Raw genomic sequence first — 22015 nt, 5'->3', positions numbered from 1 at the left:
TGGCTGTCGAACTGATGACCGGTCACCGACGCGGCACGCCACCCGGCGGGGCGGCGGGCAGGGTCGGTGCCGGGGCGTCCCGGCTGACGCGCTGCGCCGCCCGGTGCTTGGCGGCCAGCCGGCCCAGGTAGAACAACGCGCCGGCAAGCACACCCATGTCGTCCAGATAGATCGGGTCGGGCAGCAGGTCCACCGGCAAGATCGTGTAGATCAGCGCGCCGTAGAACGCGACCTTGCCGCCGGCGCCGAGCGCACCCAGCATGCGGCGGGTGCGGACCACCCGGATCGCGAGCAGCACCGCGCCGACAAGCGTCGCCGCCGCGACCACGGCGCCGAGCGCGACGAGAAACCAGGCTTCACGGGACACGGCACCACGCTAACCGAGCCCGGCCAGCACCGCCCGACGATCAGTACGCCGCCACGGCGGCCCGCCCCCGGGCCACCGGCGCCAACTCGCGGGTGATCTCCCCGGTGGGCAGTTCCCGGGTGCTCTCCGGGCCGGTGAAGCCCACGATGGAGAGCGCCGCCTGTGGCTCGACGGCCGGGTGCAGCGCCGCGAACGCCTCCTCGCGCAGGCTCCGAGCCGCCGCCGCGGCCGTCTCGGCGGCCCGCCACGCGGCCTGCTCCCGCTCCGCCGCGGCGTGCTGCCGGGCCTGGAGGTTGTCCCGCACCAGCCGGCGCAGCAGCAGTTCCTGCTCCACCGGGTGCCGGCTCGGATCCCAGCCGCGCCCGCCGAGGATGTCGCTGAGCTGCCGCACGCTGATCTCCTTGCGCCACTGGGCGTCGAGCGCCGCCCGGTGCAGCCAACGCTCCCGGTCCGCGTACTCGGCCGGGGTCCGGGCGGTCCGGGGCAGCGGCAGCGCCGCGGCGGCGGCCAGCCGGCGGACGTCCTCCTCCGCCGCCTGGCAGGCCAGCCACGCCGCCTCGGCCTCGTCCTGCGCGGCCAGCCACTCGGCGCGGCTGCGCTCGGCGGTGACCGTCGCGCGGGACGCGGCCACGGCGACCTCGTCCGCGTACCGGCGGCTTTCCCGGTCCTGCTCGCGGGTCCGCTCGGCCAGGTCGATGCTGCTCGGCCGGGCGGCCTCGCTGATCCGTTCGCCGAGCACCGAGCGGAACCGGGTCGGGCGGACGACGAGCGCGGCGACCACGACCGCGGCCAGGGCGAGCAGGGCCAGCCAGATCACGGCGGCGGCGGGAACGTCCGGCAGGACGGTGGAGAAGACGGTCTGCATCTACGGCACCTCATGGTGGAACGAATGTCGAACAACGACTGGGGCCCGGGCGTCGGGCGGCGTGCGCGGCAGGGCGCGGCGGGATGCTGGGGGCGGGCGGCCGGGTGGGGCCGCGCCGGGGCGTACCGGAAAAGTGGCCCGTCAGGCGCGCGGCGGCCCGCGGCGGGCGATGGTCGCCCGGCCCGGGTCGGCGGCGGCCGGAACGTCGACGACGGCGACCGGCGCGGCGACCGCGTCATCGGTCGGGCCGGCGACGGACGGGCCGGTGGCCGGGTGGGTGACGGCCCACGGCGCGGCTTCGGCAACCACCGTGGCCCCGCGTGCGGCGTCGACGGTCGACGCCGGACGGGCGTCGGTCACCGCGATGGCGGCGGGACGTGCCGTCGTGGCGTCGGCATCGGCGGGTGTGGCGGCGATGCCCTGCAGGCCGGCGATCAACGCCAGGGTGGTCGCGGCCGTGCGGGCGATCCGACGCAGCATCGCCGTCCAGGTGGACGAGGCGAACGCTACGGGCAGCACCACATCAACCTATCGGTCAACAGCCGATCGCGCAGCTCGACGATCTTGTGGGTTGCGTGAGCCACCCCACGGCTCGCTGTGGACGGTCGCTTCTCCGCGCGACGACGAACGGCACGACGCCCGGTTCGGGTGCCGCGCCGGGGTGTCGTGTCGTGGTGTCGGGCCGGGTCAGTCGCCGCCGAGCACCGGCGGCGGGGCGGCCCTGCCGTCGCCCCAGACCATCTCGTCCTCGGTGAGCCAGGTCAGCCGGCCATCGGACTCGTCGTCGTCGTGACCGCCCCGCGCGCCAAGCACCCCGTTGCGGCCGGCCATCGCGGGCCGCCCGGTGGCGTTGGTGCGGCCGGTCGACCTGCTCTCCGACTCGACCGTCAGCCCGCGGCCGGAGGTGAGCCGCCCGGTCCCGGCCGCCGACCGGCTGTCCACGCCGGGCGCGCCGCCGAGCCGGCCGGCGGACGCCGCGGTGGGGCCGGTGCCGGCGAGCGAGCCGGTGCTGAGCACGCCGGGGCCGCCGAAGAGCCCGCCGCCCCCGCCGGTCGTCACGGTCGCCGGGTTGCCGCCGACCGTCGGGCCGCCGGTGACGCTTGTCAGCGGGCCGGCGCCGGCAAGCGAGGTGCCGGTCGGGTCGACCGTGCCGCCGGTCGGGACCGAACCCGGCGCGCCCGCGCCGGGGTGGCTGCCCGGGTCGCCGCCGCCCGGTGCGCCGCCGCCCGGCGTGCCGCTGGTCGGGGCCGTGTGGTGCACGCCCGACGTGGTCGCGCTGCCGTTCGCCCCGGGACCGAAGCTGCCCAGGCCCGGGCCCGACGCCGGCGTCTTCACCGACGGGCCGTTGTGCAGCGTCGGATCGTCGCGGTCGTGGTGGCCGGGCAGATCGGTGGGCGGCGGCTCCGGCACGACGATCCGGCCGTACGCGGAGAAGTCGTAGCCCTCGGCCAGCTTCGCCACGACCTGCACCATCCGCTGGTGCGCCTTCTCCTGCTCGGCCTCGTCCTGCTGGTGACCGATGATGCCGCCGATCAGCGCGCCCGGGGCGCCGCCGAGCAGGAAGCCCTTGCCGGCGCCGGAGAGCAGCTTGTCGTTGTCGTCGGTCTTCTCCGGGCTCTCCGCTGTGGTCTGGGCCGTGCGCAGGTCGCCGGCCATCATGTCCAGGGCCTGCCGGATGCCCGTCATGCCCTCGGCCAGGTTGCCCGAGTAGCCACCGACCATGGTCAGCCGGCGCTGGAACTCGTGGGCGGCGTCGCCGGTCCAGGTCTTCGCCAGCGCGTCCAGGTCGGCGCCCAGGTCACGGGCGAGGTCGTCGAGCGTGTCCTTGAGGGAGGTCCACTGGGCGCTCAGCCCGTCGATCTGCTTCGGGTCGCCGGCGTTGACGCCCTGGTAGAGCTCCTCGTGGCTGACATGCTGGTAGCGCTGGGTGTATTCAGACACGGGGATCCTCCTTCGGCTGCTTCATCGCCTCGTTCAGCCCGGAGAGAGCGGCGGCGATGTCGGCCGCGGCGGCGGCGTTACGGGTCTCGGCGGTCTTGTAGTTCGTCATGATCGACTGCGTCGCCTCGCGGGCGGCCAGGATCGCCCGGCGCAGGCGGTCCACGTGGTCGACGTAGCTCTGGTGGGTCTCCGCGTAGCGCCGCGAGTTGTCCGTCGCGTCGGTGAACGTGCCGAGGGCCGGCGGGCGGCACTGCATCTCGGTGTTGAGCTTGCGCAACACCGACTCCGCCTGGTGCAGACGCCGCTCAAGCCGCAGGTGGAAGTCCTCCAAGGACAGTACGTCCACTGTCGTGCGCCCGGTCATGGCTCAATCCCCGTTGTCGTCGATGGCCCGTCGGCCACGCTCAGGCTAGTCGAACCGCGCCATCGCGGGCGACCCGTGACCAGCCAACTCCACTTCGGACGTACCGCCGGTCGCTCAACCGCCCCGGACCTGGGCGGCTCCGCCCCCGGGCGAGGGCGTCGCCTGCGGGGCCGCCGCCGCGTCGAAGTACGCCAAGGCGTCCGCACGGGCCAGGGTCGGCCCGGTCGGCACCAGCGCCAGCAACGAGGCGGGCACCGCCACCGGGGTCACGTCGCCGTAGCCGAGCGCGCTCTTCGCGTCGCCGCTGTCGGTGCCGAGCGGGTAGCGGATCCCCTGCGCGGTGATCAGATAGACCGTGGCGCCGGCCGCCGGCTGGCCGCTCTCCCCGGCCGTGGCCTGCACCAGCACGCCCTTGCCGCCGGGTAGCAGCACGCTCTCGGCGGTGCGCACCGCGTCCCGGTCGCCCTGCCGCGTCGGCACCGCGGTCGACGCGGTCAGCTCCGCCGGCGGCGAGTCGAACACCTCGAGCGTGGTGGCCGGCGGTTGACCGGCCGCACCGGACCGGTAGGTGGCGCAGAGCACGCTGCGCCCGGCCCGGACGTCGTGCAGCGTGGGTATCCGGGCCGGCAACCCCTCGGGCTCCAGCCGTTGGTCGGTGAGGAGCCGGCCGGCCTCGTCCGGCGTGATGTCGGTGATCGCCCCGCCGCCGCCGAGCAGCAGCCGCGCGGTGATCTCACCGACCGCGGCCAGGCCCTGCCGGGTGAGCACGTAGAACTGGCCGGCGGCCTGGTAGACCTGGCCGATCCGGGCCGGCCGGTCGGCCACGGTCAGCCCGCTCGGGCCGCCGTCGGAGTCGATCGTGGGCTTACGCAGCACCGGTCCCACCGGCACCGCGTTGAGCAACTGCTGGCCGACGGTGAGGTTCGTCGCGCCGGCCATCCGCAGCGCGACGAGCGCCTGCTCGTCACCGGCCACGCGCAGCCGGGCGCCGCCGGTCAGCAGATAGCGGGCCTCGCTCGTGCGGACCAGCACCGCCCGGTCGGTGAGCGGCGTGCCGCCGGGCAGCGGCCGGTCGACCACCAGCCGGGTGGTCGACCGCTGCGGGTCGGTCGGGTCCGGCACGTCGCAGACCGACCAGGGCAACCCGACAAGCGACTTGCGGTCCGGCAGGTCGTCCGGCGCGCCCACGATGCCCACCATCCGGCCCCGAGGCCGGTCCTTGATCGAGGCCTGCGACATGGTGCGTACCTCCGCCGAGGCGTCATCGACGACGAGCCGGGCCGAGGCGTAGTTGAGCGTCGGGTGCAGCACCTGGTCGTCGCCGAACCAGTAGGTGGCGCCGGTCTCCCGCTCGATCACCACGGTGTTCGTCTCGATCGGCGCGGAGTTGCTGGTGAGTTGCCCGTACGCGCCCACGCCGCCGAGCACCACGGCCGCGGCGATGACGCTGCCGAACACCGCCATGCCGAGCCGGCGCATCGGCAGGTCGTTGGTCTCCGGGTCGCCGGCGAGCAGCGCCGAGACGATCCGGCGGGTGACGAAGCGGTACGCCTGCACCTGATCGCGGCGGGTCCGCATGACTAACCTCCGGCGGGGGTGGGTCCGCGACGATCAGGTCCGAACAGCGCCGCGGGCTTCCCTACGATAAGGGGCCGTCGGGGGTGCGCCGGACCCCGTCCGCCACCGACGACACACCCCGCCGGCGGACGCCCGGCAGGTCCAGAAGGGACGCTCACCGATGACGCAGCTCCAGGCGCCACCCGGTCGTACGGCCACCGCCCCGGCGGCGGACCAGCCGGTCCCGCCGGTGGACAAGCGCCGGCGGGGGCGGCTCGGTCCGGTCGTCGTGGGCCAGCTCGTGGTGGCGGAGTGCGCCGCGCTCGCCGTCTGGTTCGCCACCGCCGGCCCGGCCTGGCTGCTCGCCGCCGTCGTGGTGCTGGCGTTGCTGGCCGTGGTGGCGGCGTTCGCCAGGCGTGGCGGGCGCTGGTGGTACGAGGACCTGATGCTCCGCCGCCGGCTGCGTCGCCGCCGAGGTCGGGCCAGGGGCGCACTGCCCGGCGGTGACCCGAGGCTGGCCGCGCTCGCGCCGGAGCTGACCGTGGTGGAGCTGACCGAGCGCGGCACCCGGCTCGGCATCGGCCAGGACGACCGCGGCTGGTTCGCCGCGCTGGCGCTGACCGGCCGGCCCGGCGCGCCCGCCGGGTCGATCGACGCGACCGTCGTGGACCGGGCGCTCGCGGTGCTCGCCGACTTCGCCGGGCCGGTCACCCAGACCCAGGTGGTCTCGCACACGCTCGTCTGGTACCCGGCGCCCGGCGCGCCGCCCGCGGCGCACCGCACGGTGTGGGTGGCGCTGCGCCTGTCCGTGGGCGATGCCCGCACCGAGACGGTGACCCGCGGCGGTGGCCTGCGCGGCGTGCACCGGACGGTGGCCGCCGGGGTCGGCCGGCTGGGCAAGGCGCTCAACGCCGCCGGCCTCGGCCACCGTGTGCTCGGCCGGGACGAGCTGCACGGCGCGGTGGTCTCCGGGGCCGGGCTGGACCTGGCGCCGGAGTCACCGGTCGAGACCTGGACCAGCGTGCGCGGCGGCGGCTGGACCCAGCGCTGCCTGGCGCTGCGGGTGCGTCCCCACGGCTCGCTGGGCGCGCTCGTCGACGCGGTCACCTCCACCTCCGCCCCGTCGCACACGGTCGCGGCCGTGGTGCTCCCCGGCGGCCGTCGGGTGCCTCCGCTGCTGCGGGTGGCGGCGATGGACGGGCACGCCGACGCCCTGGTGAAGGTCGTCCGGGAGATGGCCCGGCGGGCCGGCGTGCCGGCCCGCCCGCTGGACGGCCAGCACGGCCCGGGCGTCTACGCCACCGCGCCGGTGGGCACCGCGATGGGCACCGTCACGGTCGAAGGTTGACGATCCAGCCGTACATGCCGCAGACCCAGACGGCCAGCGGCACCAGGGCGATGATCAGCAAAATCTCGACGATGTCCAGGGTGCGGCCCCAGACCGGGGAGATCCGCTTGCCGGCCACGGTGAGCCCGTAGACCAGGCTGATCACCGCCACCACGACCAGGCCGCCCAGGATCAGCCCGAGCCGGACCGGCAGCGAACCCGCGCCGAAGACCGCCGCGGCGACCAGCCCGAGGCCGAGGGTGCCGGCGAGCAGCACCGGGGTGCGCTGGCCCCGGCCGAGGAACGGGCGGGCCCGCAGCAGCGACAGCAGGGCCAGCACCAGGCAGAGCAGGACCGCCGGGAGCCGACCGTCGGCGGCGAGCACCACCTCACCGCCGAGCACCAGCAGGGCGACGGTCCACAGCAGACCGGTCAGGTAGGCGTCGGCGCGTTCGCTGTTGCGCAGCACCGCCGGTCCGTCCACCGACTCGGTGTCGGTCTTCAGGTCCTCCGGGCCGGTCGGGATCGACGGCACCGGCAGCCGGGCCAGCCGGTAGGCGAGCATCGGCAGCGCCGGCAACGCGCCGAACGCCACGGTCGCCACCACCGCCGCCCCGGCCGCCGCGTCGATGCCGAAGGCGAGGCTGAGCACCGCGCCGCAGCCGACCGCCGCGCCCACGCCGACAGCGCCGAGAAAGAGCGGCAACCGGTCCCCGACCGCGAGCGCGGCGACCGCGCCGAAGAGCACCACGGCGGTGCCGGCGAGCAGCAGGTGCGGGCTGGCCAGGTCGCCGAGCGGGCGGTCGCCGGCGAGCACCAGCAGGCCGCCGACCCCCGCGTAGCCGACCCCGACCAGGGCCAGCACCGCCCCGGTGCGGCTGTCGCCGGCCGCCCGGGACAGCACCGCGGCGCCGGCCAGCAGCGCGACCGCGACCACCAGGGCGGCCACCGCGCCGGGCAGCTGCGGCGGACCGGTGAACAGCGCCGCGACCGCGCCGCCGGCCAGCGCCGAGGAGGCGAGGAGCACCGCGTACGCCCGGGTGGTGCCCACCTGCCAGGCGCCGGCCCGTTGCGTGGTAAAGGTCGCGACCGCGTCCACCACGTCGTCGAAGACGATCTCGGGGGCGGTGTCGGCGCGGGGGTTGAAGTAGAGCACCTCGCCGTCGCGGACGCCGAGCTGCGCGGCGGTGCGCCCGCCGTCGAGCGGCTGCCCGCCGAGCCGGGACAGGCTCCAGCCGCCGTGCCGCACGCCCTCGTCGGCGAGATCCTCGCCGGCGTAGCGCAGCAGCGTGGGCAGCAGGTCGGCCAGTGGCACGTCGGACGGCAACGCCAGATCCATCCTGGTACGCGGCGCCACGATGGTGATCCGGCTCAGCCCACCGGTCGCCGTCTTCGTCGCCACAGTGGCCTCCTCGTGCTCGCCTGCGATCCACCCGGCCGTCGACGCCGTGCCTACGGGTCCACGACGCCCCCGGGAGATTACCTACGATGGCGGGCGCACAGGTCGCCCACCCGACGCGCGCACCGGCGGTGGCAGACCTTCTGGGGAGGGGAGAGCCGTGAGTACGGTGGTGTTCCGCCGACTTCCGCGTCAACCGGGGCCGGCGCTGCCGCGCGGCGAGGTGCTGCTGGAATCCCCACCCGAGTTGCCGGAGCCGCAGGCCAAGGGCATGGGCCAGGTGCTGATGATCCTGCCGATGCTCTGCGGCGTCGGCGCGATGGCCTTCCTCTACGCCGGCCGGGGCGGCGGCATGATGACGTACGTGGCGGGCGGGCTGTTCGGGGTGTCCATGTTGGGTATGGCGCTCGGCACGCTCGGCAACGGCGGCAACGACAAGGCCGAGCTGAACGCCCAGCGGCGCGACTACATGCGTTACCTGGCGCAGATGCGCAAGCGCACCCGGCGGGCGGCCGAGCAGCAGCGCGCCGCGATGACCTGGCGGCACCCGGAGCCGGACGCGCTCTGGTCGATCGCCGCCTCGCGCCGGCTGTGGGAGCGGCGGGTCACCGAGGACGACTTCGGCGAGGTGCGGATCGCGCTGGGCCCGCAGCGGCTGGCGGTGGAGATCGTGCCGCCGGAGACCAAACCGGTGGAGGACCTGGAGCCGATGAGCGCGATCGCGCTGCGCCGCTTCGTCCGGGCCCACACCAGCGTGCCCGATCTGCCCACCGCGCTGTCGCTGCGCGCGTTCAGCCGGATCGCGCTGCGCGGCGACCGGGAGCCGGTGCTCGACCTGACCCGGGCCGCGCTGGGCCAGCTGGTCACCTTCCACGCCCCGGAGGACCTGCTGGTGGTCGTGGTGGCCGCGCCGGACCGGCAGCCGGCCTGGGACTGGGTCAAGTGGCTGCCGCACGCCCAGCACCCGGGGCGGACGGACGCGGCGGGCGCGCGCCGGATGGTCTTCGCCAGCCTCCGCGAGGCGGAGTCGGCGCTCGCCAACGAGCTGGGCGGTCGACCGCGGTTCACGCCCGAGGCGAAGCCGCTCACCACCGCCGGTCACGTGGTGGTCGTGCTCGACGGCGGCGAGGTCTCGGCGACCTGCGCGCTGACCGGGCCGGGTCTGCTCGGCACGACCGTGTTCGACCTGTCCGGCGCGGTGCCGCGCGACGCCGGGCGCTGGCTGCTCTGCCTGGACACCGGCGACGGCACCGGGCTCGACCTGGTGCGCGGCGCCACCACGTCCCGGCTCGGCCGACCGGACCGGCTGACCCTGACCGCGGCGGAGGGGTTGGCCCGGCAGGTCGCGCCGTTCCGGCTCTCCCAGCAGCAGGGCGCCAGCACCGACGAGCCGCTGGCCCGCAGCATGGAGCTGCCCGATCTGCTCGGCGTCGGTGACGCGGCCACCGTGGACACCCGGCAGACCTGGCGTCCGCGCAGCCACCGGGAGCGGCTGCGCATCCCGCTCGGCCTGGGGCCGGACGGCAACGTGGTCGAGTTGGACTTCAAGGAGTCCGCGCACGAGGGCATGGGACCGCACGGCCTGGTCATCGGCGCGACCGGCTCCGGCAAGAGCGAACTGCTGCGTACGGTGGTCGGCGCGCTGGCCGTGACGCACTCCTCGGAGGAGCTCAACTTCGTCCTGGTCGACTTCAAGGGCGGCGCGACGTTCGCCTCGCTCGACGCGCTGCCGCACACCAGCGCGGTGATCACCAACCTGTCGGACGAGCTGCCGCTCGTCGACCGCATGCGCGACGCGCTGGCCGGGGAGATGAACCGCCGGCAGGAGGTGCTGCGGGCGGCCGGCAACTACGTCTCCCGCTACGACTACGAGAAGGCGCGGGCGGCCGGCGAGCCGCTGGAGCCGATGCCGAGCCTGCTCATCATCTGCGACGAGTTCTCCGAGCTGCTGGCCGCCAAACCGGACTTCATCGACCTGTTCGTGATGATCGGCCGGCTCGGCCGGTCGCTCGGCGTGCACCTGCTCCTCGCCTCGCAGCGCCTGGAGGAGGGGAAGCTGCGGGGCCTGGACACCCACCTGTCCTACCGGATCGGCCTGCGGACCTTCTCCGCGGTGGAGAGCCGGATCGTGCTCGGCGTGCCGGACGCGTACGAGCTGCCGAGCGCGCCGGGACACGGCTACCTGAAGACCGACACGGCCACCATGCTGCGGTTCCGTGCCGCCTACGTCTCCGGCCCCTACCGGGCGCCGGGGCAGGTGCAGCGTTCCACCCGGGCGCAGGTGCAGCGCCGGATCGTCCCGTACGGCGTCGACTACGTGCCGGCGCCGGCGGCACCGGCCGCGGAGAGCGCGCCGGAGCCGGAGCAGGGCGGCGACGGCAAGGCGGTGGCCATGCTCGACGTGCTGATCGGCCAGCTCAAGGGTCGGGGCCGACCGGCGCACCAGGTGTGGCTGCCGCCGCTGGCCGAGCCGTCCGGGCTGGCCGAGCTGTTGCCGAAACTGAGCGTGCACCCGACGTTCGGCCTGACCACGGCCGACTGGCCGGGCCGGGGCCGGCTGGCGGTGCCGGTGGGCATCGTGGACCGGCCGTACGAGCAGCGCCGGGACCCGATGATGGTCGACCTCGCCGGGGCGGGCGGCAACGTGGTGATCGTGGGCGCGTCGCTGAGCGGCAAGAGCACGATGCTGCGGTCGATGCTTGCCGCGCTGGCACTCACCCACACGCCGCGCGAGGTGCAGTTCTTCTGTCTCGACTTCGGCGGCGGCGCGTTGCGCAGCCTGGACGGGTTGCCGCACACCTCCGGGGTCGCCGGCCGGCGGGACGTCGAGGCGGTCCGGCGGACCGTGGCCGAGGTGGTCGCGGTGATCGACGAGCGGGAGAACCGGTTCACCCAGCACGGCATCGACTCGGTGGCCAGCTACCGGCGTCGGCGGGCGGCCGGGGAGTTCGCCGACGACCCGTTCGGTGACGTCTTCCTGGTGGTGGACGGGTGGAACACGCTGCGCCAGGAGTACGAGGAGCTGGAGCAGACCATCACCAACCTGGCCAACCGGGGCCTGGGTTTCGGCGTGCACGTGGTGCTCACGGCGGTGCGCTGGGCGGAGATCCGGATCAACATGCGGGACCTGCTCGGCACCAAGTTGGAGCTGCGGCTCGGTGACCCGTCCGAGTCGGAGATCGACAGGCGGGCCGCGCAGAACGTGCCGGTGGGCGCGCCGGGCCGGGGCCTGACCCGCGACAAGCTGCACTTCCTGACCGCGGTGTCGCGGATCGACGGCAAGCGGGACATCGAAGACCTGACCGAGGCGTCGGTCGCGCTGGCCGGGCACGTGGCGGCGAACTGGCCGGGTGCGCCGGCGCCGAAGGTCCGGCTGCTGCCGCGCCGGCTCACGGCCGGCGAGCTGGCCACGGTGGTGGACCGGGCCGCCCCGGGCGTTCCGATCGGGGTGAACGAGGCGGCGTTGGCGCCGGTCTACCTGGACCTGGCGGGCGAGCCGCACCTGACCGTCTTCGGCGACGCCGAGTGCGGCAAGACCAACCTGATGCGGCTGATCGCCCGGGGGATCGCCGAGCGGTACACCCCGGCGCAGGCGCGGCTGGTCATCGCCGACTACCGGCGCGGGCTGCTGGGCGCGGTCGAGGGCGATCACCTGCTCGACTACGCGCCGTCCAACCAGGTGTTCAGCCAGGGGCTCGGCTCGATCCGCAGCGCGTTGCAGAACCGGCTGCCCGGCCCGGACGTGACCACCGCGCAGCTGCGTGACCGGAGCTGGTGGAAGGGGCCGGAGCTCTACATCCTGGTGGACGACTACGACCTGGTCGCGTCCGGCGGCAGCAATCCGCTCAGCGCGCTGCACGAGCTGCTGCCGCAGGCGCGGGACATCGGCCTGCACCTGATCATCACCCGCCGGGTGGGCGGGGTGGCCCGGGCGCTCTACGAGCCGGTGCTGCAACGCCTGCGGGAGCTCGACTCGCCGGGTCTGCTGATGTCCGGCAGCCGCGAGGAGGGTGCGGTCTTCGGCAATCTGCGGCCCAGCCCGCAGCCGCCGGGCCGGGGCACGCTTGTGCGTCGCCGCGACGGCCAGCAGCTGATCCAGACCGCGTGGACGGAGCCGGCCTGACCGTACCGTCCAACTCGTACGGTCCGCGCCGGATCGCCTTGTCGGTGCTGGCCTGTCGGTTTTCGACGATGAGACGGCAGGGCTGCGCGGGTTGGACGTCGTCCGCTACGGTTCGGATGATGTGTCCGTCGGTGGGGTGTGTTGGCCTTGCCGCGGGGGAGGGCGCGGCGGAACCGCCGCCACAAATGACGGAAGGGTGTGAGCATGGCGTTCGAGGTCAGTGCAGCCTCTCTGCACACCGCCGCGAGTGACGTGCGGTCCACGCGCAGCGATGTCGACGGTGAGCTCAAGAAGCTGTGGAACGTGGTCGACGACCTGGCCATGGCCTGGAAGGGCCAGGCGTCCACGGGTTTCCAGAGCCTGATGAACCGCTGGACCGAGGACACGAGCAAGCTGCTCACGGCGATGGACAACATCGCGGACCTGCTCGACAAGTCCGGCACGACCCACCAGGTCAACGACGAAGAGCAGCAGCAGATGCTGGACAAGTTCCACGCTGCGCTCAACCCGTGATCCGCGAAGACAGGCAGAGGAGGAATCGATGAGCATCAAGGTTGACTACGCTGTCCTCGAAAGCAGCAACCAGCAGATGCAGGCCATCTCGCGGACCATCGACGAGAAGCTGGACACGCTGCGGGCCATGCTGACCAAGCTCGAGTGGGAGGGCCAGGACCGGGTCGCCTACCAGCAGCACCAGGCCCAGTGGGACGCCGCCGTGCGGGACATCAACAAGGTCCTCAACGAGATCGGCGGCGCGGTGGGCATCGCCCGCGAAAACTACATGACCACGGAGATGAGCAACTCCAAGGTCTGGGGCAACTGACCCTCGACCGGTCCGTCGCGGCTCCGCTCCGGCTCGTGTCGGGCGGAGCCGCTGTGCTTCCGTGCGGCGCCGGCCGGCGGGCGGCGCCGGGGAACCGCCCCGGTCAGGCGTTCCGTGGCAGGTCGCGCCGGCCGGGCCGCCAGCCGCGCCGCCGGCCGCGTACCAGGATCGGCTTCAGCGTCAGCAGGACGCCTGCGAGCAGCGCGCCGACGACCGCGACCCAGATCGCCACGGTGCGTTGCCAGGCCAGCGGGTCGGCGTGCGGCGCGGGTGGCGGCATCGCGCCCAGCGGCGCGTCGTTCCGGGTGCCCAGCAGGCTCGTCACCGCCCGGTAGGGGTTTACCATCCCGTAGCCGACCTGGGCGTTGTGCCCGTCGGGCGGGTTGTCGGCGGTGCGGGTGAGCCGGTAGGCCACCTCCTCCGGACTGATGTCCGGGTGCGCGGCGCGCACCAGCGCGGCGGCGCCGGAGACGTACGCGGTGGCGAAGCTCGTCCCGCCCTGCGGTTCGGCCCGGTAGCCGGACCCCTGCGGGGCGGGTCCGACGATGTTCAGGCCGGGGCCGGCGATGTCCACGTAGTCCGCGCTGACCGAGCTGCCGACGTGGCCGCCCTGCTCGTCGATCCCGGCGACGGCGATGACCCCCGGGTACGCCGCCGGGTAGGCCGGCCGGTCCTCCCGGTTCTCCTGCCGGTTGCCGGCGGAGGCGACTATCACCACGCCCTTGCGGAGGGCCCCGTCGACCGCCGACTTCAGCGCGGGCTCGTCGAGCGTGACCAGGGACAGGTTGATCACATCGGCGTCGTGGTCGACCGCCCAGCTGATCGCCCGCCCGATCTCGCCCGGCACGTCGGGGTCGAAGTTCTCCTTGTTCTCCGCCAGGACCCGAAGCGGCAGGATGCGGGCCTCCGGCGCGATGCCGGTGTACGGCGATCCGCTGCCCTCGCGACCGGCGATGATGCCGGCCACCATGGTGCCGTGGCCGACCAGGTCGCACTGGCCGCGCAGGTGGACCAACTGGTTGAAGTCCTCGCCGGGCAGCACCCGGCCGCGAAGCAACGGGTGGCTCGGCGAGACGCCGGAGTCGATGACGGCGACCGTGACGCCCCGCCCCTTGCCGACCCGCCAGGCCGCCGCCGGATCGAGCCGGCTCAGCGCCCACGGCACCTCGGTGGGGGCTGGACCGCCGGTGGGCCCGCACTTCGGCGCCGCCACGGCGGGCGTGGGCACCGCGAGCGCGCCACCGAGCAGCGCCGCCACCGCGGCTCCGGAGAGGACGGACCTGGTCCGGTGCCGGGCGGGTGGGCAGCCGGGCCGCAAGCTGTCGCGCACGCGGTGAGATTACCGTCGCGGCCGGGCGTACGCGGGCACGGCATGCGCCCGGCGGGGGTCACCGCTCGGTGGTGTCCCGGGCCGGTTCGGCGGCGAATAGGTCGAGCAGCGCACCCACCTGCTGGTCGGCCTCGGCCGGGTGCCGGAAGCGGCCGGTCGGGTTGATCGTGTATTCGTTGCGCCGGCCCACCCGGGTGCGGCGGAGGTAACCGCCGGCCTCCAGGTCGGCGACGATGGCTTGGGCCGCGCGCTCGGTGACGCCCACCTCGGCGGCCACGTCCCGCAGTCGTGCGGTGGGGTTGCGCGCGATGACCAGCAGCACGTGCCCGTGGTTGGTGAGGAAGGTCCAGTTCCGGCGGCTCCCGTCCTCGCCTGGTGTGGTCGCCATGGTGGTCATGGTATGGCTTTCCCGGCTCGGGCGCTCCGGCCGCGGTGCGGGCCGGGACGGCGACGTATGAAACGCGTATCACGAAATCTTGACGTGCCTTCCGGCCGCGTGTGACGGTGGGTCGCGAGGCCGACACCGCCGGCCGGCCCGGTCGTTCCGCGCGAACACGAGGTGAGCAGCAATGAGCCTGAACACTCCTGACGAGGCGATCGCCGAACTGCGGGCCGGTAATCACCGGTTCGTCACCGGTGTGCCCCAGCACCCGAACCAGGACGCCGGGCGCCGGGCCGCGGTCGCCGACGGCCAGCACCCGTTCGCGGTGGTCGTCGGCTGCTCCGACTCCCGACTCGCCGCCGAGATCATCTTCGACCGTGGGCTCGGCGACCTCTTCGTGGTACGCACCGCCGGGCACACCGCCGGTCCCGAGGTGCTCGGCAGCGTGGAGTACGCGGTCACCGTGCTCGGCACGCCGCTCGTGGTGGTGCTCGGTCACGACTCGTGCGGCGCGGTTCAGGCGGCCCGGGAGGCGGTCCGCACCGGCGCCGCCCCGGCCGGACACCTCGGCGCGGTGGTGGACGCCGTCTCGCCCAGCCTGCTCCGGGCCGCCCGGCAGGGGGTCGAGGATCTCGACGGCATCATCGACGTCCACATCGCGCAGACCGTGGAGGCCCTGCTGGCCCGGTCGACGGTCCTCGCCGGGCGGGTGGCGGGCGGGGCGTGCGCGGTGGTCGGCATGTCCTACCGGCTCAGCGGCGGCGAGGTGCGGACGGTGGCGCAGTCACCGGCTCCGCTGCCCGCGCCGGCCGCGCCGGCGGATCCGGCGCTCGCCGGCTGACCGCACCGGACAGACGGAAGGGGCCGCCCGCGGGCGGCCCCTTCGCGCGCGTGTGTGTGGCGTCAGAGCAGCGACATGTGCACGTGGTCGGTGTGGTTGGACGGCCCGCTGTAGGAACTCCAACCGGTCGCCGGGAACCAGATCTGCCGGTTCCAGATCACGTAGTAGATGCCCAGCCGGTCGGCGTTGCGGATGAGGAACGCGGCCACCTCGTTGCCGTACCTGCGGGTGTCGTTGTTGTGCCACGGCGAGAAGCCACTCTTCTGCAGCGACCAGTCGCAGGCCTTGCCCTTGGGGTGCTCCCACGGCCCGCCGGGGCGGTAACAGCCCACGAAACGGTTGAAGCCGGCCCGCTTGACCTCCTTGTAGGCGTGCAGCGTGCGCGGCGTGACGCAGCCGGAGGTGGTCGGGTCGTTCTCGCTGCACGACTCCGACTTCCACCCGCCGTCGGCGGTGCGGCCGGGGCCGACCTTGGCGACCGGCGACGTGGCCGAGACCAGACCACCGGTGAAGCCCAGCCCGCCGACGAGCTTCAGCGCCTTCTGCGCCTCGGTCCGCTCCCGGGCCATCGCGTTCGTCTGCTTCTCCTGCTCGCGCACCTCGGCGTCGATGGCCAGCTTGGCCTGGGCGGCGCGGTTCTTGGCGGCGTTGATGGCGGTGAGCCGTTGCGCGTTGAAGAGGTTGAGTTCGTCCAGAGCGTTGGCACGCCTGACGAACGAGTCGGGCGAGTCGCTCTCCAGCAGCATCGCCATCGCGCCCATCCGACCGGTCCGATAGGACTGTGCCGCGATCTGGTTGACCTGCGGGCTGAGCGCCTCCAACTCGGCCTCCGCCGCGCTCACCTCGGCGGCCAGCAGCTTCTGGCGTTTCTGCGAGGTGGTCAGCTTCGTCTTGGCCTGGAGGTACGCCCGGTTGGCGGAGTCGATCGCCTCGGTGATGAGCGGCGGGTCGTCGTCCTCCGCGTGCCCGGAGGGGCTGGGCGCGGCGGCGTGCGGGGCGGCTGTCGCCGGGGTCGGCCCGGCCAGCACGGCGCACGAGGCGAGCACGGCCACCACGGGTGTGAGCCAGCGGCGCAGGGGTGCCGTCACAGTGTTCCCTTCCGTCGGCCGCCGACCGGGTTAGCTGACGGGTTCGGGACGGAAGTGGCCCCTACCGCTCGCGCGGATTCACCCCATGTACCTGGTTCCCCGGCTCGCCCGGAGGCGATTGGGCGGCGGTACCGCAGGCACCGGTGCGTGCCTTCGGCGGTGACCGGCAGCGAGGTTACCCGACACCCCGACCGGGGATCTACGTCCGGAAGCCGACCAATCGCGAGAATTCGACATTGCCCAGCGTGACCAGCATCGCGTTTGATTCCGGCCGTCACGCTGCGGAGTGTCACCATGCGGCCTGCGTACTCCTCGGGTCGCCGGGCCAACGTTCGGCGGGCGCCCCGCCGAGCGCCTCAAGCGCCTCGTCCCGCTCCCGCGGCGACCGCGGGGCGGGCGGCGCCGGGTCGTCGTCCGGCCCGCGCCGCCCGGCGGTGGTGACGACCGCGGCGAGGGCGGTGGTCAGAGGTACGGCGGCGATCAGGCCGATGGTGGCCACCGCGCTTCGGACGATCTCCTGGGCCAGGAACTCACTGGTGAGGATCTCGTTCACCGGGCGGGAGTCGGCGACCAGCAGGAGCAGCAGCGGCAGTGAGGCGCCCGCGTAGGCCAGCACGATGGTGTTGACCGTGGACGCGATGTGCGCCCGGCCGACCCGGGTGGCCGCCCGGTAGAGCGCCCGCCGGGACAGCCCCGGGTTGGCGCGCGCCAACTCGGTGACGGTTGCCGCCTGGGTGACCGTGACGTCGTCGAGCACGCCGAGTGAGCCGATGATGATGCCGGCCAGCAGCAGCCCGTGCAGGTCGACGTCGCCCTGGAACATCGACAGCGTGGTGGCGTCCTCGCTGCCGAAGCCGGTCAGGTGGGTGGCGGCCGTGGCGAGCGTGCCGAGCGCCCCGGTGACCACCAGGCTGCCGAGCGTGCCGAGCACCGCCACCGACGTCTGCGCGCTGATCCCGTGCGTCAGGTAGAGCACCACGAACATGATCAGGGCGGCGCCGACGATCGCCACCGGCAGCGGGGACCGGCCGGCGCCGATCCCGGGCAGCACGAAGCCGAGCAGGATGGCGAAGCTCGCCACCAGGCCACCCAGCGCGGCCAGCCCGCGCCACCTGCCGAACGCCACGATCGCGGCGGCGAAGAGCGCCACCAGCCACACCAGCGGCGTGCCGCGCTGGTGCTCGGCGATGTGGTAGGTCGTCGCCGCCGGATCGGCCGGGTCGGTCAGCTCGACCAGGATCACCTCGTCACCGACCTCGACCCGGGGCGCGCCCGGCCCGGCGGGGATCGGCGTCTCGACCTCCCGGCCGGCGTCCGGGCCCTGTTCCGCGGCGACGGTCACGGTGCCGCACCGCCCGGCGGCGCCCGCCGGCTCCTCCGGGGTCGGCGGGCAGGGCTCGGTCACCACCCGGGTCACCGTGCCGTGGTGACGCGGCACGTTCGCGCCGCCCGTCGGCTCCGGTCCGTGCCGGGGCCACAGCGCCAGCGCCGCGACCACGGTGAGCACGAACAGCGGCACCACGGTCGCGACGAGGATTCGGCGTACGCGCGGCGGCGCGGGGACGGTACGGCCGTGGTCGGCGCCCACGGGCCCGTCAGCCGCGCTTCATGAGACGGCCCACGGCAGCCATCATCTCGGTCGCCATCTCGTCGGCCCGGCCCTCGGCGGCGCCCTCGTGCATGCAGTGCCGGGCGTGGCCGTCGAGCAGGCCCAGGGCGACCTTGTCCAGCGCGGCCTGGACGGCCGAGATCTGGGTCAGCACGTCGATGCAGTAGCGGTCGTCCTCGACCATCTTCTCGACGCCCCGGACCTGGCCCTCGACGCGCCGGAGCCGGGCGAGGAGCTGGTCCTTGCTGGCGGTGTAGCCCCGGGTCGGGGTGGGCGGCGTGGTCATGCGCCGAGGATAGCGTACCCCTCGGGGGTATGCTAACGTTCGACTCCTACCCCTGGGGGGTATCGGATCGGAGGGCGAGATGGACACCACCTACCAGGTCAACGGCATGACCTGCGGCCACTGCGTCAACGCGGTGAGCGCCGAGCTGACCGCGCTGCCGGGCGTCACCGACGTCCAGGTGGACCTGGCCACCGGCCGGGTCACCGTCACCAGTCAGAGCCCGCTTGACGCGGACGCCGTACGCGCCGCCGTGGACGAGGCCGGCTACGACCTCGCCGGGGCCTGACGGGTCCACGGACCCGCGCAACCGAGGAGGCACCGATGACCGCCACGGGAAAGGCGCTGCCCACCGCGCCGAACCAGATCGAACTCGCCATCGGCGGGATGACCTGCGCGTCCTGCGCCGCCCGGATCGAGAAGAAGCTCAACCGGATGGACGGCGTCGAGGCCACGGTGAACTACGCCACCGAGAAGGCCACCGTCCGGTACGCCGACGAGGTCGCCCCGGCCGACCTGATCGCGACCGTGGAGAAGACCGGTTACACGGCCGTGGTGCCGCCGCCGCCCGCGCCGGCTCGCGAGACCGTGGCCGGTGAGCCGGCGGACGAGCTGCGCGGCCCGCGTACCCGACTGTGGGTCTCCGCCGTGCTGACCCTGCCGGTGATCGTGCTGGCCATGGTCCCGGCCTGGCAGTTCGACTACTGGCAGTGGCTCTCGCTGACGCTTGCCGCGCCGGTGGTGGTCTGGGGTGGGCTGCCGTTCCACCGGGCCGCGCTCGTCAACCTGCGGCACGGCGCGGCGACCATGGACACCCTGGTCTCGCTCGGCACGCTCGCCGCGTTCGGGTGGTCGCTCTGGGCGCTCTTCCTCGGCGACGCCGGCATGCCGGGGATGACCCACCCGTTCCGGTTCGACATCACCCGGAGCGACGGCGCCGGCAACATCTATCTGGAGGCCGCCGCCGGGGTGACCGTCTTCATCCTGGCCGGTCGATACTTCGAGGCCCGCGCCAAGCGCACCGCCGGCTCCGCCCTGCGGGCCCTGCTCCAACTGGGCGCCAAGGACGTGGCGGTACGACGCGGCGGGCAGGAGGTCCGGCTCCCGGTCGACCAGCTCGTGGTCGGCGACCGGTTCGTGGTGCGCCCCGGGGAGAAGATCGCCACCGACGGCGTGGTCGAGGAGGGCACCTCGGCGGTCGACGCCAGCATGCTCACCGGTGAGTCGGTACCGGTCGAGGTGGGCCCCGGCGACACGGTGGTCGGCGCCACGATCAACGCGGGCGGCCGGCTCGTCGTTCGGGCCACCCGGATCGGCGGGGACACCCAGCTCGCCCAGATGGCCCGGCTGGTGGAGCAGGCCCAGACCGGCAAGGCCGCGGTGCAGCGGCTCGCCGACCGGATCTCCGGCGTCTTCGTGCCGATCGTGATCGCCCTGGCCGCCGGCACGCTCGGCTGGTGGCTCGCCACCGGCGCCGGGCCGACCGCCGCGTTCACCGCCGCCGTGGCCGTCCTGATCATCGCCTGTCCGTGCGCGCTCGGCCTGGCCACCCCGACCGCGCTGCTGGTCGGCACCGGGCGCGGCGCGCAGCTCGGCGTGCTGATCAAGGGGCCGGAGGTGCTGGAGTCCACCCGGCGGGTCGACACCGTGGTGCTGGACAAGACCGGCACCGTCACCACCGGCCGGATGGCGCTGGCCGAGGTGCGGCCCGCCACCGGCGAGGACGCCGCCGAGCTGCTCCGGCTGGCCGGCGCGCTGGAGGCGGCCTCGGAGCACCCGATCGCCCGGGCGGTCGCCGAGGCGGCGGCCCAGGCCGGACCGTCGGTCGCGGTCGACTTCGCCAACGTCGAAGGGCTCGGGGTGACCGGCACCGTCGACGGGCGGAGCGTGGTGGTCGGGCGGAACCGACTGCTGCGGGAGCGCGGTCTCGACGTACCCGAGGAGGTGTCGCGGGCCGCGACCGGCGCGGAGGCCGCCGGCCGCACGGCGGTCCTGGCCGGCTGGGACGGGCGGGCCCGCGGGGTGCTCGCGGTGGCCGACGCGGTGAAACCGACCAGCCGGGCGGCGGTCGACCGGCTGCGCGGTCTGGGGCTCACCCCGGTGCTGCTCACCGGCGACAACGCCACCGTGGCCGCCACCGTGGCCGCCGAGGTGGGCATCGACGAGGTGATCGCGGAGGTGCTGCCCGCCGACAAGGTGGCGGTGGTCGAGCGGCTCCAGCGCGAGGGTCGGGTGGTGGCCATGGTCGGCGACGGGATCAACGACGCCGCCGCGCTGGCCCGGGCCGACCTCGGCCTGGCCATGGGCACCGGCACCGACGTGGCGATCGAGGCCGCCGACCTGACCCTCGTCCGGGGCGACCTGCGGGCCGCGGCGGACGCCATCCGGCTCTCCCGGCGCACGCTCGCGATCATCAAGGGCAATCTGTTCTGGGCGTTCGCCTACAACGTGGCGGCGCTGCCGCTGGCCGCCGCCGGGCTGCTCAACCCGATGCTGGCGGGTGCGGCGATGGCCTTCTCATCGGTCTTCGTGGTGGCGAACAGCCTGCGGCTGCGGCGGTTCCGCCCGATCGGGTGACGTTGGATTGGGCCGGCGGCCGTCGGGGTAATCAGTTGTCGTCACGCAACTGCTGAGTTGGAGGTTCCCATGGGTCTCGACGACAAGATCGACAACACGTCCCAGGACACCGCGGGCAAGGTCAAGGAGGGCGTCGGCCGGGTCACCGACAACGAGCGCCTCGAGGCCGAGGGCCGCAACGACCAGGCCGGCGCCAAGCTCAAGCAGGCCGGCGAGAAGATCAAGGACGCCTTCAAGAGCTGACGTACGCCTCGCACCACCACCGGGCCGGCCTTCGGGCCGGCCCGGCGTGCTGTCCAGGACCATCCACGGTCGCTCACCCGGGGCCACCCCGGCTCGCGTTCGGTGCATAAGATGCGAAGCGACCTCGATTCCGGCAGGAGCTGTGCGATGGCCCAACCCGCCGACCCGTCCGGCCTCGGCCGGGTCCTGTCCGAGACCATGGCCGCGTTGCAGCGGCACAACGCCGCCGACGCCGGTGCGCCGCCCGCGCCACCGGAAGGCGTCGGTGAGGCCGCCGACGGCCTGATCCGGGTCACCGCCGGCCTGCCCGGCCGGCTCACCGCCGTGGCCCTGGATCCACGGGTCATGCGCATGCCGAGCGAAACCCTGGCCGAGGAGATCGAGGCGGCGGTCAACGCCGCGCTCACCGACCTCCAGGAACAGGCCACCGCCGCCGTCCCCGGCCAGGTTGACCTGGGCTCCCTGGGCGAGCAGCTACGCCGGATCCAGGAGGACGCCGGCCGCCAGTTCAACGCGTTCACCGACGCGCTCGTCGAGGCGCAGGACCGGCTCTCCAAGCGGGACGGTCGCTGATGCCGGTCGAGGTCGACCCCGACGCGCTCGGCGCATCCGGGCAGGCGCTGGGCGGTGCGGCGACCCGGTTCGGTCAGGCGCTCACCGCGTTCCGGGCCGAGCTGGCCGGATTCGGTCGCCCCTGGGGCTCCGACGACATCGGCTCGCTGATCGGGGCCGCGCACGACGAGGTCTCCGCGTTCGCCTTCGAATGCTTCGACACCGCGCTCGACGAGATCTCCGCAGCCGGCATCGATCTCGGTGACATGGCCGCGCGTTACGCCGAGGTCGAAGCCAGGATCACGCAGGGCTTCGACGGTCTGCGCCGGTCACTGGGAGGCTGA

General features: G+C 74.1%; 22 protein-coding genes and 1 riboswitch. Of the genes, 10 read left to right on the top strand and 12 right to left on the bottom strand.

All coding sequences use genetic code 11. From position 1 onward, the window contains the following. Positions 1-22: 22 nt before the first annotated feature. The 6 genes from O7602_RS26110 to eccB form a co-directional block, all read right to left on the bottom strand. Positions 23-367 (bottom strand): YkvA family protein, encoded by a 345-nt coding sequence (locus O7602_RS26110; RefSeq protein WP_281585254.1) that lies wholly within the window; start codon positions 365-367, stop codon positions 23-25. Positions 368-407: 40 nt separating this feature from the next. Next, positions 408-1232: a hypothetical protein gene (locus O7602_RS26105; protein ID WP_281585253.1), complete on the bottom strand. Its 825-nt coding sequence runs from the start codon at positions 1230-1232 to the stop codon at positions 408-410. 141 nt (positions 1233-1373) lie between these two features. Continuing rightward, a complete protein-coding gene (locus tag O7602_RS26100) occupies positions 1374-1751 on the bottom strand; it encodes a hypothetical protein (RefSeq protein ID WP_281585252.1) in 378 nt (125 codons plus the stop codon). A 168-nt stretch (positions 1752-1919) separates the two neighbouring features. Then, complete coding sequence (locus tag O7602_RS26095) at positions 1920-3173, bottom strand: WXG100 family type VII secretion target (RefSeq protein ID WP_281585251.1); 1254 nt, start codon at positions 3171-3173, stop codon at positions 1920-1922. Next, on the bottom strand, positions 3166-3537 hold the full coding sequence (locus O7602_RS26090) for a hypothetical protein (RefSeq protein ID WP_281585250.1): 372 nt from the start codon (positions 3535-3537) through the stop codon (positions 3166-3168). The genes O7602_RS26095 and O7602_RS26090 overlap by 8 nt, the downstream gene beginning before the upstream one ends. A 114-nt stretch (positions 3538-3651) precedes the next feature. Beyond that, positions 3652-5115 carry a type VII secretion protein EccB gene (gene eccB / locus O7602_RS26085; RefSeq protein WP_281585249.1) on the bottom strand — a complete coding sequence of 488 codons (1464 nt, stop codon included), beginning with the start codon at positions 5113-5115 and terminating at the stop codon, positions 3652-3654. 160 nt (positions 5116-5275) lie between these two features. Here eccB and O7602_RS26080 point away from each other — a divergent pair, with 160 nt between their 5' ends. After that, the gene (locus O7602_RS26080; RefSeq protein ID WP_281585248.1) at positions 5276-6442 is read left to right on the top strand and encodes a type VII secretion protein EccE; all 1167 of its coding nucleotides are present in this window, start codon (positions 5276-5278) and stop codon (positions 6440-6442) included. Here O7602_RS26080 and eccD read toward each other — a convergent pair. Continuing rightward, the gene (eccD, locus tag O7602_RS26075) at positions 6426-7823 is read right to left on the bottom strand and encodes a type VII secretion integral membrane protein EccD (protein WP_281585247.1); all 1398 of its coding nucleotides are present in this window, start codon (positions 7821-7823) and stop codon (positions 6426-6428) included. The two genes, O7602_RS26080 and eccD, sit on opposite strands and share 17 nt — an antisense overlap. 157 nt (positions 7824-7980) lie before the next feature. On the opposite strand from eccD, the gene eccCa reads away from it, so the two are divergent. The 3 genes from eccCa (at position 7981) to O7602_RS26060 (ending at position 12766) form a co-directional block, all read left to right on the top strand. After that, entirely contained in the window at positions 7981-11943 is a 3963-nt protein-coding gene (gene eccCa / locus O7602_RS26070; protein ID WP_281585246.1) for a type VII secretion protein EccCa, read from the top strand. Positions 11944-12147: 204 nt separating this feature from the next. Beyond that, positions 12148-12456 carry a WXG100 family type VII secretion target gene (locus O7602_RS26065; protein ID WP_281585245.1) on the top strand — a complete coding sequence of 103 codons (309 nt, stop codon included), beginning with the start codon at positions 12148-12150 and terminating at the stop codon, positions 12454-12456. A 28-nt stretch (positions 12457-12484) separates the two neighbouring features. Beyond that, positions 12485-12766: a WXG100 family type VII secretion target gene (locus O7602_RS26060; protein ID WP_091062555.1), complete on the top strand. Its 282-nt coding sequence runs from the start codon at positions 12485-12487 to the stop codon at positions 12764-12766. Positions 12767-12869: 103 nt separating this feature from the next. Here the strand turns inward: O7602_RS26060 and mycP are convergent, their stop codons facing one another. Together mycP and O7602_RS26050 are read right to left on the bottom strand one after the other, a co-directional pair. Further along, positions 12870-14096 carry a type VII secretion-associated serine protease mycosin gene (gene mycP, locus O7602_RS26055; RefSeq protein ID WP_281585244.1) on the bottom strand — a complete coding sequence of 409 codons (1227 nt, stop codon included), beginning with the start codon at positions 14094-14096 and terminating at the stop codon, positions 12870-12872. A 58-nt stretch (positions 14097-14154) separates the two neighbouring features. Next, positions 14155-14493 (bottom strand): helix-turn-helix domain-containing protein, encoded by a 339-nt coding sequence (locus O7602_RS26050; RefSeq protein ID WP_281585243.1) that lies wholly within the window; start codon positions 14491-14493, stop codon positions 14155-14157. 172 nt (positions 14494-14665) lie between these two features. On the opposite strand from O7602_RS26050, the gene O7602_RS26045 reads away from it, so the two are divergent. After that, positions 14666-15319: a carbonic anhydrase gene (locus O7602_RS26045; RefSeq protein ID WP_281585242.1), complete on the top strand. Its 654-nt coding sequence runs from the start codon at positions 14666-14668 to the stop codon at positions 15317-15319. A gap of 62 nt (positions 15320-15381) precedes the next feature. Here O7602_RS26045 and O7602_RS26040 read toward each other — a convergent pair whose 3' ends face one another. The 3 genes from O7602_RS26040 to O7602_RS26030 all read right to left on the bottom strand — a co-directional run bounded on the left by O7602_RS26040 (position 15382) and on the right by O7602_RS26030 (position 18302). Then, positions 15382-16407 carry a hypothetical protein gene (locus O7602_RS26040; protein WP_281585241.1) on the bottom strand — a complete coding sequence of 342 codons (1026 nt, stop codon included), beginning with the start codon at positions 16405-16407 and terminating at the stop codon, positions 15382-15384. Positions 16408-16410: 3 nt separating this feature from the next. Next, positions 16411-16542, bottom strand: a riboswitch (cyclic di-AMP (ydaO/yuaA leader). A gap of 154 nt (positions 16543-16696) precedes the next feature. Then, positions 16697-17995, bottom strand: a complete 1299-nt coding sequence (locus tag O7602_RS26035) for a YibE/F family protein (RefSeq protein ID WP_281585240.1) — start codon at positions 17993-17995, stop codon at positions 16697-16699. 7 nt (positions 17996-18002) lie between these two features. Continuing rightward, positions 18003-18302 carry a metal-sensitive transcriptional regulator gene (locus O7602_RS26030; RefSeq protein WP_281585239.1) on the bottom strand — a complete coding sequence of 100 codons (300 nt, stop codon included), beginning with the start codon at positions 18300-18302 and terminating at the stop codon, positions 18003-18005. Positions 18303-18381: 79 nt separating this feature from the next. On the opposite strand from O7602_RS26030, the gene O7602_RS26025 reads away from it, so the two are divergent. From O7602_RS26025 to O7602_RS26005, 5 genes are all read left to right on the top strand, one after another. Beyond that, entirely contained in the window at positions 18382-18588 is a 207-nt protein-coding gene (locus tag O7602_RS26025; RefSeq protein WP_281585238.1) for a heavy-metal-associated domain-containing protein, read from the top strand. A gap of 35 nt (positions 18589-18623) precedes the next feature. After that, positions 18624-20876 (top strand): heavy metal translocating P-type ATPase, encoded by a 2253-nt coding sequence (locus O7602_RS26020; RefSeq protein WP_281585237.1) that lies wholly within the window; start codon positions 18624-18626, stop codon positions 20874-20876. A 69-nt stretch (positions 20877-20945) separates the two neighbouring features. After that, the gene (locus O7602_RS26015; RefSeq protein ID WP_281585236.1) at positions 20946-21119 is read left to right on the top strand and encodes a CsbD family protein; all 174 of its coding nucleotides are present in this window, start codon (positions 20946-20948) and stop codon (positions 21117-21119) included. 147 nt (positions 21120-21266) lie between these two features. Then, positions 21267-21692 (top strand): YbaB/EbfC family nucleoid-associated protein, encoded by a 426-nt coding sequence (locus O7602_RS26010; RefSeq protein WP_281585235.1) that lies wholly within the window; start codon positions 21267-21269, stop codon positions 21690-21692. Further along, positions 21692-22015: a hypothetical protein gene (locus O7602_RS26005; RefSeq protein WP_281585234.1), complete on the top strand. Its 324-nt coding sequence runs from the start codon at positions 21692-21694 to the stop codon at positions 22013-22015. The genes O7602_RS26010 and O7602_RS26005 overlap by 1 nt, the downstream gene beginning before the upstream one ends.

The organism is Micromonospora sp. WMMD1128, from assembly GCF_027497235.1.
GTDB lineage: Bacteria > Actinomycetota > Actinomycetes > Mycobacteriales > Micromonosporaceae > Micromonospora.
Note: the sequence above shows the minus strand (reverse complement) of the source record. Positions and strands in the feature narration are given on the sequence as shown.

What these genes read in the sequence shown, in the direction of transcription:
- O7602_RS26080 (WP_281585248.1), top strand. Translation starts at nt 5,276, where the DNA reads ATGACGCAGCTCCAGGCGCCACCCGGTCGTACGGCCACCGCCCCGGCG.
- eccB (WP_281585249.1), bottom strand. Translation starts at nt 5,115, where the DNA reads ATGCGGACCCGCCGCGATCAGGTGCAGGCGTACCGCTTCGTCACCCGC.
- O7602_RS26065 (WP_281585245.1), top strand. Translation starts at nt 12,148, where the DNA reads ATGGCGTTCGAGGTCAGTGCAGCCTCTCTGCACACCGCCGCGAGTGAC.
- O7602_RS26005 (WP_281585234.1), top strand. Translation starts at nt 21,692, where the DNA reads ATGCCGGTCGAGGTCGACCCCGACGCGCTCGGCGCATCCGGGCAGGCG.
- O7602_RS26030 (WP_281585239.1), bottom strand. Translation starts at nt 18,302, where the DNA reads ATGACCACGCCGCCCACCCCGACCCGGGGCTACACCGCCAGCAAGGAC.
- O7602_RS26060 (WP_091062555.1), top strand. Translation starts at nt 12,485, where the DNA reads ATGAGCATCAAGGTTGACTACGCTGTCCTCGAAAGCAGCAACCAGCAG.
- O7602_RS26105 (WP_281585253.1), bottom strand. Translation starts at nt 1,232, where the DNA reads ATGCAGACCGTCTTCTCCACCGTCCTGCCGGACGTTCCCGCCGCCGCC.
- O7602_RS26045 (WP_281585242.1), top strand. Translation starts at nt 14,666, where the DNA reads ATGAGCCTGAACACTCCTGACGAGGCGATCGCCGAACTGCGGGCCGGT.
- O7602_RS26025 (WP_281585238.1), top strand. Translation starts at nt 18,382, where the DNA reads ATGGACACCACCTACCAGGTCAACGGCATGACCTGCGGCCACTGCGTC.
- O7602_RS26015 (WP_281585236.1), top strand. Translation starts at nt 20,946, where the DNA reads ATGGGTCTCGACGACAAGATCGACAACACGTCCCAGGACACCGCGGGC.
- O7602_RS26090 (WP_281585250.1), bottom strand. Translation starts at nt 3,537, where the DNA reads ATGACCGGGCGCACGACAGTGGACGTACTGTCCTTGGAGGACTTCCAC.
- O7602_RS26010 (WP_281585235.1), top strand. Translation starts at nt 21,267, where the DNA reads ATGGCCCAACCCGCCGACCCGTCCGGCCTCGGCCGGGTCCTGTCCGAG.
- O7602_RS26020 (WP_281585237.1), top strand. Translation starts at nt 18,624, where the DNA reads ATGACCGCCACGGGAAAGGCGCTGCCCACCGCGCCGAACCAGATCGAA.
- O7602_RS26050 (WP_281585243.1), bottom strand. Translation starts at nt 14,493, where the DNA reads ATGACCACCATGGCGACCACACCAGGCGAGGACGGGAGCCGCCGGAAC.